Source organism: Sulfitobacter sp. 1A12056 (genome assembly GCF_043558125.1).
In the GTDB taxonomy this organism is placed as follows: domain Bacteria; phylum Pseudomonadota; class Alphaproteobacteria; order Rhodobacterales; family Rhodobacteraceae; genus Sulfitobacter; species Sulfitobacter faviae.
On record NZ_JBIFFY010000003.1, the window covers coordinates 157,312 to 170,568 of the forward strand.

Here is a 13,257-nt window from a genome sequence, read left to right on the forward strand (position 1 = left end):
GGCTATCTGCCGTGATAATCCCGAAACCAAGCGACGAAACGCGCGATGCCTTCGTGAATGTCGGTCTGTGGGCGGTAGCCGGTGAGCCTATGTAGCAGGGTCGCATCGGCCCATGTGGCGGGGGCGTCACCCATCTGCATCCCCATGTAATTGCGGACCGCCCGCTTGCCGAGCGCGGCTTCGATCGCCTCGACGAAATCCAGCAGGCGTACCTTTTCGGAATTGCCGATATTCACCACGCGGTAGGGGGCCGCGGGAGAGAGCGAATCCCAGTCCGGCGGCGGTGGCGCCGTGCCTGGTTGCGGCGGGACGCAATCCATCAGCAGCCGGATGGCGCGCACCAGATCGTCGACGCAGGTGAAATCGCGGTACATCTCGCCGTGGTTGTAAATATCGATCGGGCGGCCATCGAGGATCGCTTCGACGAATTTACTCAAGGCAAGGTCGGGCCGCCCCCAAGGCCCGTAGACGGTGAAAAACCGAAACATCGTCGTCGGCAGACCCCAGAGATGGGCATAGGCATGGGCCATCCCCTCATTCGCCTTTTTCGTGGCGGCGTAGATCGACAGGGGCCGGTCGGTGGCCCCGGTCTCGGCGAAAGGCATATCGGTATTGGCCCCGTAGATTGACGAGGAGGAGGCCATGAGCAGGTGTTTCACCTCCAACCGCCGCGCGGCTTCCATCACGTTGAAGGTGCCGGTGATATTCGCCTCCAGAAAGGCGCGGGGGTGGTGGATGCTGTGACGCACGCCCGCCTGTGCGGCAAGGTGCACGATCATGTCGGGGGCAAAGTCATCAACCAGCGCGTCAAAGGTCTCGCGGTCTTCCAGCAGGGCTTCTTTGGTGGTGAAATGCTCATGCTGAAGCAACATCGCGTGGCGACGTTGTTTCAGGGCGACATCGTAGTAATCGGTCATCCCGTCATAGCCCTGCACCCGCGCGCCCTCGGCCAGCAGCAAACGGGCAAGGTGAAAGCCGATGAAACCGCCCGTGCCGGTGACAAGTATCCTTTGCGTGCTGTTCATTCTGGCATCCTCGCTGGTCCGGCTTGAGTTGCCTTTCCCAATGTCCTGGTAGAGGTTGGGCGGTGAATGCTAAAAATTTGGTTAAACTTGGGCTAGAAACTGCAAGGCATTGTCAGGCAGGCCAAAAATCAAATCACAGCAAGACGAAATGCTTCGCGGGCTAAGCTGCGCGAAGGACCATCGCAGGGAAAGCGCCCCATGCCCAAGAACGTTCTTTTCATCATGTGCGACCAACTTCGCTGGGATTATCTGTCCTGCACGGGCCATCCGCATCTGCACACGCCGCATATCGATGCGGTGGCCGCGCGCGGGGTGCTTTTTGACCGCGCCTATGTGCAATCGCCGATTTGCGGCCCCTCGCGCATGTCGTTCTACACGGGCCGCTATGTCAGCTCGCATGGGTCGTCTTGGAATGGCATCCCGCTGAAAGTGGGGGAGATGACGCTGGGCGACCATCTGCGCCCCTTGGGCGTGCGCACAGCGCTTTGCGGCAAGACCCATATGGCCGCCGATATCGAAGGGCTGCGCCGCCTTGGCCTAGCGCCCGACAGCGAGATTGGCGTGCTGATTTCGGAATGCGGGTTCGAGCCCTATGAGCGTGACGACGGGCTGCACCCCGACGGCGGGCCCTACGCCCGCAACCCCGCCTATGACGCGCATATGAAGGATCGCGGTTGGCAGGATGAGAACCCTTGGCATTCCGTCGCCAACAGCGCCGAAGATGCAGAGGGCAATATCCTGAGTGGTTGGTTTTTGGACCACGCCGACAAACCGGCCCGCGCGGCGGATGAAGAGAGTGAGACACCCTATATCACGGGCCGCGCCATGGATTTCATCCGCGAGGCCGGCGATCAGCCGTGGTGTCTGCACCTGAGCTATATCAAACCACATTGGCCCTATATCGTCCCCGCGCCCTACCATGATCTCTATGGGCCCGAGAGCCATCTGGACCCGGTGCGAAGCGCGGCGGAGAAGCGCGATCCGCATCCCGTCTATGGCGCATTCATGCAGGAGCGCGTTTCCCAAGCCTTTTCCGATGATGCCACCCGAGGCCGGGTTCTGACTGCCTATATGGGGCTGATCAAACAGCTCGACGACCAGATCGGCCGGCTGATGGCGTTTCTCACCGAAGAGGGAGTCGCGGATGATACGATGATCGTCTTCACCTCGGATCACGGCGATTACCTTGGCGACCACTGGATGGGGGAGAAAGAGCTTTTTCACGACCCCTCCGCCCGCATTCCGATGATCGTCGTTGATCCCCGCCCCGAGGCCGATGCGACCCGCGGCGCAAAATCCTCGGCACTGGTCGAGGCGATCGACGTGGTGCCCACCATTCTTGATTATTTCGGCGGCGCCGCCGTGCCGCATATCATCGAGGGCCGATCCCTCTTGCCGCTGTTACATGGCAAGGCCGAGCGGTTGCGTGATTTCGTGGTCTCGGAATACGACTACGCGCAGCGCGACGTGCGCAAACGCTTGGGGGTCGAGGTGAGGGACGCCAAGCTGACGATGCTATTCGACGGGCGGTGGAAATACGTCTTTGCCGAAGGGTTCCGCCCGATGCTGTTCGACCTTGAAAGCGACCCCGATGAGCTGGTCGATCTGGGGGCCAACCCCGCCCATGCGCCTGAGCGCGCCCGGCTGGAGCAACTGCTGTTCCGCTGGACGCGCCGCACCGCTCAGCGCACCACCATTTCCGACGCCAAGATTGCAGCCAGCGATGCCACGATGGGCGAGGCGACGGCGGGTATTCTGATCGGCTATCGGAATGAGGATGAGTTGCGCGAGGTTTTGGCGGCGGCGGGGAAAGGTGGTGGGGGGTGAGGCATGGCCGCGCCGTTGATGACGAGGGGTCCTGGGTGGCTTTTAAGAGGAGCGCGCGCGAATAGTGGTTTCGCCGGGGGGGGGCGGTATCGCGTAACCGCTCATGCTGGAGGAAATGGAGGCGAGTACCGGAATCGAACCGGTGTACACGGATTTGCAATCCGCTGCGTAACCACTCCGCCAACTCGCCGACCGGTGGTTGGCGCACTGCTAACGGATCACGAAGGAGGCCGCAAGTCCCATATGCGCGCGAAAATGCGGTCAGGGCGTTGCCGCTGGCCCGGCAATGTGGCACATCACTCTTCAGACACCCTGAACGAATGAGTTTAGCTGATGAGTGATTTCGCCGCCCGCCGCGTAACCATGGTAGATACGCAGGTTCGTCCTTCGGATGTGACCAAGTTTCCAATCATCGACGCGATGCTGACCGTGCAGCGCGAAGACTTCGTGCCGGCGGCACAGCGCGAGGCTGCCTATCTGGGTGAAAACCTCGATCTGGGGCAGGACCGGGTGCTGCTCGACCCACGGACATTGGCCAAGATGCTCGATCACCTCGACATCACCAACGAAGAACTCGTGCTCGATATCGGCTGCGCCATGGGCTATTCCAGCGCCGTGATCGCGCATATGGCTGAGGCCGTCGTCGCCGTTGAGGAAGACGAAGCCATGGCCGCCGAGGCGCAAGAGGCGCTGGCGCAGGCGGGTGCAGACAATGTGATCGTCCATGTCGCCCCGCTGACCGAAGGCGCGCCGCAGCATGGGCCCTATGATGTAGTCATCGTCCAGGGTGCGGTAGGTGAGCTGCCCGAAGCGCTGGTGGAACAGGTGAAAGAGGGCGGGCGGATCGCTTGTCTCTTTATGGATCGGGGTCTGGGCGAGGTACGCCTGGGCTATAAACGCGGCGGTCAGGTGTCTTGGCGGCCCGAATTCAACGCCGGTGCGCCGGTGCTGCGTGGCTTTGAACGTCAGGCAGAATTCCAGCTGTAAGCGACAGGATGGCGCGCCGATCATACCGCGCGCCACTTCGCCTTCAGGGGAGGGGCACCCGCCCCGATCGGCCTACGGGCCGGTCCAAAGGTCTATAAAAGCCATTCAGGGGCATTGAGCCATGAGCGCGAACAGTTTCACGAAATCCCTCAAACGTTTTGCCATCGCCGTGCCGATGAGCCTTGTCCTCGCCAGCGGCGCTGCCCTGCCGCGTGTGGCTGCCGCCGAGACATTGGCCGATGCGCTGGTGGGGGCCTATGAGCATTCCGGTCTGCTGGAACAGAACCGTGCGCTTTTGCGCGCCGCCGATGAGGATGTGGCCGCGGCGAAATCGGCGCTGAAACCCGTGTTGCGGTGGGCCGCCGGGCTGACGCAGAGCTTTGGCACCACGCGCAGTTCCTCCCTTTTGCCAGCCCAGTCGACGGAAAGCCTCAAGGCGTCGATCAGCCTGATTGGCGAATTGCTACTCTATGATTTCGGCGCGAGCGCCTATCGGGTGGAGGCGGCGAAAGAGGCCGTGCTGGCCACCCGCCAGACCTTGGTCAACCTAGAGCAGCAGGTGCTGCTGCGCGCGGTTGCGGCCTATATGGGCGTGATCGAAGCCTCGGAAACGGTTGAGCTGCGCAACAACAACCTGCGTCTGCTGACCCAAGAGCTGCGCGCCGCGCGGGATCGTTTCGACGTGGGCGAAGTCACCCGCACCGATGTGGCCTTGGCCGAAGCGCAGCTTGCCAATGCCCGCAGCGGACTGGCGGGCGCCGAAGGCGTGCTGCTGCGCGCGGTCGAGGAATATCGCAACGCCGTGGGCCATGCGCCCGGCAACCTCAGCCAACCACCGAGCCTGCCGAATGTCGGTGGCAATCTCGCCTCTGCCAAGGCTTTGGCTGTGCGCACTCACCCGTCGATCATCGCCGCACAGCATCAGGTGGCGGCAGCCGATCTGAGCGTCGAAGCGAATGAGGCCGCCATGGCCCCGCGGATCACGCTGAACGGGCAATATGGTCTGAACGAGACTTTCGACAGCGAAGCCTATACCCGCAGCGGCAGCGTTGGGGTCGAGGTCGGTCAGACCATCTATCAGGGCGGAGCGCTGTCCTCGGCCGTGCGCAGCGCGATGGCGCAGCGGGACGCGCAGCGCGCGAACCTGCATGTGGTGCGCCAAGACGTCGAGCAGGAAGTGGGCAACGCCTATGCCGCGCTGGCCTCGGCGCGGGCGCAGTTGGAAGCCTCCGACCGGCAGATCCGGGCGGCGCGTATCGCCTTCCGCGGCGTCCGCGAGGAAGCCACCCTCGGCGCGCGCACCACCTTGGACGTGCTGGATGCAGAGCAATCGTTGCTCGATGCGGAATCGACCCGCGTATCGGCCCGTGCCAATCTCTATGTGGCGGCCTATTCCGTGCTGGCTGCCACGGGCCGTCTGACCGCTCAGGATCTGAAACTGCCGGTGCAGATCTATGACGCGGGGGCCTATTACAACCTTGTTAAGGACGCCCCTGCTAAATACTCCAAAGAGGGCCAAGCGTTGGATCGCGTGCTGCGCGCGCTGCAAAAAGACTGACGGTTTGCGCGGTCGTTTGGCATTTTACACCGCCCCATTGTGAGAATCCTCCCACGCGGTTAAGCTATCCGCGAGGCAAGAGTGGTAGAGAAATATGTCCGAACCCGTCACAAACGCGGAGGTGGAAGACGTCCTGTCGTCGATTCGCCGATTGGTGTCCGAAGACAAGCGTCCCCTGCAAACGTCCAACCCTACGCCGGTTTCCAAGCCAGAGGCTGGCAATTCTGCTGATGACACCGGGGCCGCGTTCAAAAGCATGCGGGGCGCATTGGACGAGCCGACATCGGACAGCGTCACGTCCGAGGATTTCACCCCGCATCTGTCGCTGCGCACAGCCTCGGGCGGCACGCCGCGTCCCGCTTCTGACGAGGGCGTCGGTGAAGTATCCAAAGCCACGCCGCAGCCGCTGAGCCTGACCCAAGCCATGCAGACCGAAGCGGAAGACAGTGTCGATGAGGCAGAGCGTCCATTCGTCTCGGCCCGTCACCCCGCGACCCCGCCTGCCGAGAAGGTTCCCGCGGCGTCGAGCGACCGGTTGGTGCTGACCCCCGCGCTTAGAGTCGCCACGTCGGATGGCGAGGATCACCCAAAGGCCGCTGCCGTTGATCCGGCCAAGGTCTCGCCCTTGGACTATGACATGCTGCATGACGATCCGAGCGATCTGCATGCGGAGGACTATCGCGCCCCCGCGCCGGAGACCGCGGATGAGGCCCGGGCCCGCGCCGTCTCCGACGCCGTGGCCAAGGCGACCGGGGCCAGCCGTAGCGACAAGCTGGCGGCGCTTGAGACGGCCATTGGCAAGATTTCTGATGATTGGGATCCGGACGCGCCCGGCGATAATGACTATTCCGGCACCGAACCTCCGGCGATGGAGTGGAAAGACGATGCGGAGCTTGACGCGCCTGAGGCCCCGATTGCCGATACGGCGACGGTAGAGGCTGAGACGCCCGCCCCAAACCGCCCGCAGCCCACGACACCGCAGCTCGAAGAGCAGGTGCGCCGTTTCGCAGACAGCGGCCCGCGTGTGGCCGATCCCGCCGCCACCGCGCCGGAATTCGACTATGCCGCCCCCGCGCAGGAGGCGGGCAGCGCGGGTGAGGATCAGTTCCTCGACGAGGAAGCACTGCGCGACATGGTGACCGAGATCGTCCGCGCCGAGCTTCAGGGTGCCTTGGGCGAGCGGATCACCCGCAATGTACGCAAATTGGTCCGCCGCGAAATTCACCGCGCGCTGACGGCGCAAGACCTCGAATAAGCGAAGCGGCGGCACCCGCCACCATGCCCGCCCCGCCAAGGTGACGCTGCGCGACCCGCTTCGCGCGGTCTTGCGCGATAGGCGCTGCCGGCTACATTGGGGGGCACCAGCGCGGAAGGATCACCGATGGAATTGACGGTTAACGGCACGGTCCACGAGGTGGACGTGGAAGACGACATGCCGCTGCTCTGGGTTTTGCGCGACGAGTTGGGAATCACCGGGCCGAAATACGGCTGCGGCATCGCGCAATGCGGTGCCTGCACGGTGCATGTCGACGGGCTGGCCGTGCGATCTTGCCAATTGCGAGCGGCGGATGTGAACGGCGATGTCACCACCATCGAAGGCTTGGGCACGCCCGAAGCGCTGCATGTGGTGCAGGCGGCATGGGTGGAGCATCAGGTCGCGCAATGCGGTTACTGCCAATCGGGGCAGATCATGCAGGCGGCCTCTTTTCTGGATCTGAACCCCGAGCCGACCGACGATCAGATCGACGCCGCGATGAGCGGGAACCTCTGCCGCTGCGGCACCTATCCGCGCATTCGTGCCGCTGTTCACAGCGCCGCCGCGCGGCTGCGGGGGGCCTGACATGTCGCGCCTGCGCACCATCACCCGCCGGAGCTTTATCGTTGGCTCCGCCGCCATTGCCGGGGGCGTGGCCTTTGGCACCTATCTGTACAAACGTGACCTGAAGAACCCGCTGCTTGAAGGCTTACCGCCCGGTGCGGCGGCGATCACGCCCTATGTCAAGATTGATGCAAGCGGCGTCACCCTGATCACCCCGCGCGCCGATGTGGGGCAGGGGGCCTATTCGATCCAAGCCCATATGATTGCCGAGGAATTGGATGTCGACCTCGACACGGTGCAGATCACGCCCGGGCCGCCCTCGCCGGTCTATTACAACGGCGTGGTCGGGGTTGAGGCGATGCCGATTGCCGCGACCTCGGAAACGCTGCTGGCGCGGACCGGGCGCGGCGCCTCGGATGTGGCGGGAAAGCTGCTTGGCCTGCAATTGACCGGCGGCAGTTCGACCGTGCCGGATATGTATGACCGGCTGCGTATGGCCGGGGCCGTGGCGCGCGAAACGCTGCTGGCCGCTGCCGTGGCGCAGACCGGGTTGGAGCGCGAACAGTTCAAGACCGAGGCGGGCGCGGTGGTGCTGCCCGACGGCATGCGGCTGGCCTATCAAGACCTCGCCGCCGCCGCGGCGGAGATCGACCCGGTGACCGAGGTGATATTGCGCGATCCCGGCGACTGGCGGCACCTTGGCAAGCCGCAGATGCGCACGGATATCATGGCGAAATCCACCGGCACCCAGACCTATGGCATCGACATGGCGATGGAGGGGATGCTCCACGCCACGACCCGCACCAACCCGGCGCAGGGCGGGGCGATCATGGGCTTTGACGCAGGCAGCGCCGAAAAGATGCGCGGTGTGAAGGCGGTCTTGCCCATCACCGGCGGTGTCGCGGTGGTGGCCGACAACACCTGGCGGGCCTTTCAGGCCGCGCAGGCGGTGAAATGTGATTGGGGCCCGTCGCCCTATATCGGCGACACGGCGGATCAATTCAAAGCCGTGTCGGCCTCCTTCACTGATGACCGGCAGGACAGCCGGTTTCGCGATGACGGCGATGTGAGCGCCGCTTTGACGGGTGGGGAAGTGCTGGAGGCCGAGTACCGCATCCCCTATCTAGCCCACGCCCCGCTGGAGCCGATGAGCGTGGTGGTGAAACTTGAGAAGGGCCGCGTCGACATTTGGACCGGCACGCAGATCCCGCGTTTCATGCAGGCCAATGTGGCCGCGCTGACCGGAATCGATGCCGAGAACGTGCATATCCATGTGCTGATGTCGGGCGGTAGTTTCGGGCGGCGGCTTGAGGATGACTATACCCTGCGCGCCGTCGAAGTGGCGATGCAACTGCCCGGCACGCCGATCAAGATGGTCTGGTCGCGCGAAGAGGATTTCACCCATGACTTCCCCCGCCCGCTGGCCATGGCGCGGGCGCGTGGCAAGGTCTCGGACGGGCAGATCGAGGCCTATGATCTGGCCATCGCGGCACCTTCGACAGCGGAATCGCAGATGGCGCGGCTGAACCAACCGGTCTTCGGCCCTGACATCGCCATCGTGGCGGGCGCATGGGATCAGCCCTTCGCGATCCCCGACTACCGTGTGACCGGCCACCGGGTGCCCGCGATGGTGCCGGTAAGCTCGTGGCGCTCGGTCGGGGCGTCGGGCAACGGTTTCCTGCACGAAAGCTTCATGGATGAGATGTGCCATGCTGCAGGCGTCGATCCGTTGGAGGAGCGGTTGCGGCTCTGCACCCATGCGCCCTCGCGCGGGGTGTTGGAGGCCGTGGGCGAGATGGCGGATTGGGGCGCTGACCTTGGGCCGGGGCGGGGCCGGGGGCTGGCGTTCTGCCTGTCCTTCGGCGTGCCGGTGGCCGAGGTGGTCGAGGTCAGCCAGACCGACGCGGGTCTCAAGATCGACCGCGTTTTCGTTGTCGCCGAAGTGGGCCGCGTGATGGACCCGGTGAACTTCGAGGCGCAACTCTCCGGCGCGGTGATCTGGGGTCTGGGCCATGCGATGAACTGCGAGCTTACCTATCGCGACGGGGTGCCGCAGCAGGACAATTATCACCTCTACGAAGGGCTGCGGCTGTATCAGACGCCGAAGATCGAGGTGCGCGGGTTGGAGAATGGCGGCAAGCTGCGCGGCATTGGTGAGCCGGGGGTGCCGCCCGCCGCCCCCGCACTGGCCAATGCAATCTTCGCCGCCACGGGCCAGCGGATCCGTGAACTCCCCCTCTCCAGATCCGTGGATTTCGCATGAGATATCTATCGATCTGCGCCGCACTCATGCTGGCCGCCCCCGTCTTTGCGCAGGAGGCGCCTGATCGCGCCGAAGGGCTGGCGGCTTGGGATCGGATTTTCACCGTCACCGCGCATCCGCGTTGCACCAATTGCCATGTCGGCGAACAGGGGCAGCCGATGTGGCAGGGCTTGGGCTATGGGCCGGAGGCGGAGCACGGCATGAATGTGCGCGCGGGCGAGAGCCGGATCGGGGCCGAGAGCATCCCTTGCGACGCCTGCCACGTCACCTCTGCCGCCGCGAACACCGTGCCCCATGCGCCACCGCATATCGACGATGCTTGGCGGTTGCCTCCCGTGGAACTGGCGTGGTTCGGCAAGACCTCGGCAGAGGTTTGCACCCAGCTGCGCGATCCTGAGACCAATGACGGGCACGACATCGCGTCACTGGTCGATCACCTGCAAAACTCGGCCTTCGTGAATTGGGGGTTCGCCCCCGGCGCGGGGCGGTCGGTGCCCGAAGGGTCGCTCGACGCGCTGGTGCATGAGGTGACGGTTTGGGGCGCTGCGGGCACGCCCTGCGAAGGAGATCAGGGCTGATCGCTCATCGCGCGGGCCAATCTGCGGATGCGCAACGCGCGGTTCAACTCACCGCCAAAGATCAGCACCAGTGCCGCGAGATACATGAAGTAGAGCGCCGCGATGATCCCCGCCATGCCTGCGTAATAGCTGGCATAGGTGCCAAAGCTGCGCAGGTAGGATGAAAACAGCACCGCCAGCACCGTCCAAGCGGCGGCGGTGGCGACGACGCCGGGCCAGATGTTGTTAAACCGCGTCCGCCGTGCGGGCAGGATCACATGGGCGGCAAAAAGCGCGACCAGCAGGATCGTCGCCGAGGCGGGAAAACGGACCAGCCCCACGGTGACTGAGCGCGGATCGAAGCCCGGCATCAGCATATGCAGCCAAGACCCGGCACGCGGAGCCAGCACCAACAGGTACCCCACGATCACGAGGATCAGGCTCGCCAGCAGCACCATGGCCACCTGCACCGCGTAGATCGTGAAGACCGACCGCGTCTCGCGCAGCCCATAGGCGCGGTTTAACCCCACGCGCACCCCATCGACCCCGCCCACGGCGAACCAAACGGTCAGCAGGATACCCACGCTCAGCAGATCGCCGCGCGGCACGGTCATGACCTTTTCCACCTCCGACACGATCGGCTCGATCAGGGCAGGGGGGACGATGGCGATCAGGAAATGGATCAGGTCATCGGCCATCGACCGGTCGCCGACAAAGGCAGTGAGCGAACTGGTGAAGATCAGAAACGGAAAAATCGCCAGCAGCGCGCGGAAGGCCACGTTTCCGGCCATGCCGAAAGCATCATCGCTCCACAGCCGCAGCACCGCTTCGTGCAGAACGGCCCGCACCACCCGCAACCCGGTGCCGTGAAACAGATCCTCGGGGTCCTCGCTGAGAACACCGTGGGTCATGACGACCTCGCGCTTTTGGTCTTGGGCCGGTCTGGCGTCCATTCCAATGCCTCGTTTTCATCCCGTGAGGTTAAGCTAGTGCCCCTTGGGCCGGGCTGCCACCTTCATCACGGGCCACAGGCGAGAGCAGGCTCATGTGATTGATCTTGCCAAAGGGGCATCGCTCCACTTGACGCTCAGGGAGCGATAAAATAGGAGAGGAGCCGTAGCGCGGGCGTTGTGTAATGGTAAGACCTCAGCCTTCCAAGCTGATGATACGGGTTCGATTCCCGTCGCCCGCTCCACTCTTTCCCCGAAGCTTTCATGACCGCCGCCGCGCGGGATAGATGCGCCCGCCGCTGTCTGTCGGGGGCGGCAGATTGTCCTTATCGGGGCGGTCTTGCTTGACCCCGCCCAGCCCCCGCGCCATGACCGATGTGGAAAGACAAAGGAAAGCCCATGGCACGCACCCCAGCCCCCGCACCAAGCGCCAAAGACGAACGCGAAAAGTCGCGGCGGATCGGGGCTTTGGCGGCGCTGATGCCCTTCATGGCGCCCTATCGCTGGCTGATGGCCGCAGCCGGGGCGGCGCTGGTGCTGACCGCGATGATCTCGCTCACCTTGCCCTTGGCCGTGCGGCGGGTGATCGACAATTTCGGCACGGGGGAGAGCGAATTGCTCGACCTCTATTTCATCGCCGCGCTGTTGATCGCGGGGCTGCTCGCCCTTGGCACCGGGCTGCGCTATGCGCTGGTGACACGGTTGGGCGAACGGGTGGTGGCCGATATCCGGCGCGCGGTGTTTGACCGTGTCGTGGGCATGAGCCCCGCCTTTTATGAGCGCATCATGACTGGCGAAGTGCTCAGCCGGATCACCACCGACACGACGCTGATCCTCTCGGTGATCGGCTCCTCGGTCTCGATCGCGCTGCGCAACCTGCTGATCTTTGTGGGCGGCTTGGGGCTGATGCTGCTGACCTCAGCCAAGTTGACCGGGCTGGTGCTGCTGATCGTGCCCGCCGTGGTGATCCCCATCCTGACGTTGGGCCGCCGCCTGCGGGTGCTCAGCCGCGAGAACCAAGATTGGATCGCGGCAAGTTCGGGTAATGCCTCTGAGACGCTGGGCGCGGTGCAAACGGTGCAGGCTTTTACCCATGAGGCCGCAAGCCGGGGCCAATTCGCGCAGATGACCGAAGCCTCTTTCGATGCTGCGCAGCGCCGGATCAAAACCCGCGCCGTGATGACGATGATCGTGATCTTTCTGGTCTTCGCGGGCGTGGTGGGCGTGCTGTGGATCGGCGCGCGCGACGTGCGGGCGGATGTGATGAGCGCAGGCGCGCTGGTGCAATTCGTGATCTACGCGGTCATGGTCGCGGGCGCGGTCGCTGCCCTGTCAGAAATCTGGGGCGAGTTGCAGCGCGCCGCGGGCGCCACAGAACGGTTGATCGACCTGTTGCAAAGCGAGGACACGGTGCAAGACCCGGCGCCCGCAAGCCAGAGCAGCCTGCCGCAGCCTGTAGCGGGCCGGATCGCCTTTGAGAACGTGCAGTTCACCTATCCCGCGCGCCCGGATGTCGCGGCGCTTGATGGTGTCGACCTTGAGATCAACCCCGGCGAGACGGTGGCCTTTGTCGGCCCCTCGGGCGCGGGGAAAACGACGATTATCCAGATGATCCTGCGCTTTTATGACCCGCAGTCGGGGCGGATCACCTTGGATGGGGTCGACCTGCGCGATGTGGCCCGGGACCACTTCCGCCGTTCAGTGGCGCTGGTGCCGCAAGACCCGGTGATCTTTGCCGCCACGGCGGCTGAGAACATCCGCTTCGGACGCCCCGATGCCAGTGACGCAGAGGTCGAGGAAGCCGCCCGCGCCGCCGCCGCGCATGACTTCATCACGGCGCTGCCCGATGGCTATGACAGCTATCTGGGCGAACGCGGCGTGATGCTGTCGGGCGGGCAGAAACAGCGCATCGCCATCGCCCGCGCTATTCTGCGCGATGCGCCGGTTCTGTTGCTGGATGAGGCAACCAGCGCGCTGGATTCGGAAAGTGAAGGGCTGGTGCAGGCCGCCGTCGACCGTCTGAGTGCTGATCGCACGACGCTGATCGTGGCGCACCGGCTGGCCACCGTGAAAAAGGCCGACCGCATCGTGGTGATGGAGGCCGGGCGCATCGCGGCCATCGGCACCCATGACGAATTGGTCGCCAGTGACGGGCTTTATGCGCGTCTGGCGCGGCTTCAGTTCACCGATGGGGCCGCCGCCGCGGCCTGAGCCGCCCTTGAACAGTGCAAGTCCGGCGTTACGTCACCCTAGTGTGACGTCGCGTTTGTT

At 64.3% G+C, this 13,257-nt stretch carries 10 protein-coding genes and 2 tRNA genes; 9 read left to right on the plus strand and 3 right to left on the minus strand.

Annotated features, from left to right (window positions below; all coding sequences use genetic code 11):
* Positions 1–2 precede the first annotated feature (2 nt).
* On the minus strand, positions 3–1,025 hold the full coding sequence (locus tag ACGYLD_RS08915) for an NAD-dependent epimerase/dehydratase family protein (RefSeq protein ID WP_394402154.1): 1,023 nt from the start codon (positions 1,023–1,025) through the stop codon (positions 3–5).
* Between the two features lie 198 nt (positions 1,026–1,223).
* Between ACGYLD_RS08915 and ACGYLD_RS08920 the strand changes: the two genes are divergently transcribed.
* Positions 1,224–2,852 (plus strand): alkaline phosphatase family protein, encoded by a 1,629-nt coding sequence (locus tag ACGYLD_RS08920; protein ID WP_394402157.1) that lies wholly within the window; start codon positions 1,224–1,226, stop codon positions 2,850–2,852.
* A 116-nt stretch (positions 2,853–2,968) separates the two neighbouring features.
* Here ACGYLD_RS08920 and ACGYLD_RS08925 read toward each other — a convergent pair.
* Positions 2,969–3,042 (minus strand) — tRNA-Cys (locus ACGYLD_RS08925).
* A gap of 143 nt (positions 3,043–3,185) precedes the next feature.
* On the opposite strand from ACGYLD_RS08925, the gene ACGYLD_RS08930 reads away from it, so the two are divergent.
* The 6 genes from ACGYLD_RS08930 to ACGYLD_RS08955 all read left to right on the plus strand — a co-directional run bounded on the left by ACGYLD_RS08930 (position 3,186) and on the right by ACGYLD_RS08955 (position 10,057).
* Positions 3,186–3,839, plus strand: coding sequence for a protein-L-isoaspartate O-methyltransferase (locus tag ACGYLD_RS08930; RefSeq protein WP_067267693.1), 654 nt, complete (start codon positions 3,186–3,188; stop codon positions 3,837–3,839).
* Positions 3,840–3,960: 121 nt separating this feature from the next.
* Positions 3,961–5,397 (plus strand): TolC family outer membrane protein, encoded by a 1,437-nt coding sequence (locus tag ACGYLD_RS08935; RefSeq protein ID WP_271693199.1) that lies wholly within the window; start codon positions 3,961–3,963, stop codon positions 5,395–5,397.
* Positions 5,398–5,491: 94 nt separating this feature from the next.
* Complete coding sequence (locus ACGYLD_RS08940; protein WP_271693200.1) at positions 5,492–6,652, plus strand: hypothetical protein; 1,161 nt, start codon at positions 5,492–5,494, stop codon at positions 6,650–6,652.
* A 126-nt stretch (positions 6,653–6,778) separates the two neighbouring features.
* Positions 6,779–7,237: a (2Fe-2S)-binding protein gene (locus tag ACGYLD_RS08945; protein WP_271693201.1), complete on the plus strand. Its 459-nt coding sequence runs from the start codon at positions 6,779–6,781 to the stop codon at positions 7,235–7,237.
* A 1-nt stretch (position 7,238) separates the two neighbouring features.
* Positions 7,239–9,479 (plus strand): xanthine dehydrogenase family protein molybdopterin-binding subunit, encoded by a 2,241-nt coding sequence (locus ACGYLD_RS08950; protein ID WP_271693202.1) that lies wholly within the window; start codon positions 7,239–7,241, stop codon positions 9,477–9,479.
* On the plus strand, positions 9,476–10,057 hold the full coding sequence (locus ACGYLD_RS08955) for a hypothetical protein (protein ID WP_271693203.1): 582 nt from the start codon (positions 9,476–9,478) through the stop codon (positions 10,055–10,057). The genes ACGYLD_RS08950 and ACGYLD_RS08955 overlap by 4 nt, the downstream gene beginning before the upstream one ends.
* Here the strand turns inward: ACGYLD_RS08955 and ACGYLD_RS08960 are convergent.
* Entirely contained in the window at positions 10,048–10,989 is a 942-nt protein-coding gene (locus ACGYLD_RS08960; RefSeq protein ID WP_067267703.1) for a YihY/virulence factor BrkB family protein, read from the minus strand. The two genes, ACGYLD_RS08955 and ACGYLD_RS08960, sit on opposite strands and share 10 nt — an antisense overlap.
* A gap of 168 nt (positions 10,990–11,157) precedes the next feature.
* On the opposite strand from ACGYLD_RS08960, the gene ACGYLD_RS08965 reads away from it, so the two are divergent.
* Together ACGYLD_RS08965 and ACGYLD_RS08970 are read left to right on the plus strand one after the other, a co-directional pair.
* A tRNA-Gly gene (locus ACGYLD_RS08965) sits at positions 11,158–11,231 on the plus strand.
* 154 nt (positions 11,232–11,385) lie between these two features.
* Positions 11,386–13,197, plus strand: a complete 1,812-nt coding sequence (locus tag ACGYLD_RS08970) for an ABC transporter transmembrane domain-containing protein (RefSeq protein WP_394402162.1) — start codon at positions 11,386–11,388, stop codon at positions 13,195–13,197.
* Positions 13,198–13,257 lie beyond the last annotated feature (60 nt).

Coding starts and splice junctions, on each gene's coding strand:
- ACGYLD_RS08945 (WP_271693201.1), top strand. CDS start 6,779: ATGGAATTGACGGTTAACGGCACGGTCCACGAGGTGGACGTGGAAGAC.
- ACGYLD_RS08920 (WP_394402157.1), top strand. CDS start 1,224: ATGCCCAAGAACGTTCTTTTCATCATGTGCGACCAACTTCGCTGGGAT.
- ACGYLD_RS08970 (WP_394402162.1), top strand. CDS start 11,386: ATGGCACGCACCCCAGCCCCCGCACCAAGCGCCAAAGACGAACGCGAA.
- ACGYLD_RS08935 (WP_271693199.1), top strand. CDS start 3,961: ATGAGCGCGAACAGTTTCACGAAATCCCTCAAACGTTTTGCCATCGCC.
- ACGYLD_RS08955 (WP_271693203.1), top strand. CDS start 9,476: ATGAGATATCTATCGATCTGCGCCGCACTCATGCTGGCCGCCCCCGTC.
- ACGYLD_RS08915 (WP_394402154.1), bottom strand. CDS start 1,025: ATGAACAGCACGCAAAGGATACTTGTCACCGGCACGGGCGGTTTCATC.
- ACGYLD_RS08960 (WP_067267703.1), bottom strand. CDS start 10,989: ATGGACGCCAGACCGGCCCAAGACCAAAAGCGCGAGGTCGTCATGACC.
- ACGYLD_RS08930 (WP_067267693.1), top strand. CDS start 3,186: ATGAGTGATTTCGCCGCCCGCCGCGTAACCATGGTAGATACGCAGGTT.
- ACGYLD_RS08950 (WP_271693202.1), top strand. CDS start 7,239: ATGTCGCGCCTGCGCACCATCACCCGCCGGAGCTTTATCGTTGGCTCC.
- ACGYLD_RS08940 (WP_271693200.1), top strand. CDS start 5,492: ATGTCCGAACCCGTCACAAACGCGGAGGTGGAAGACGTCCTGTCGTCG.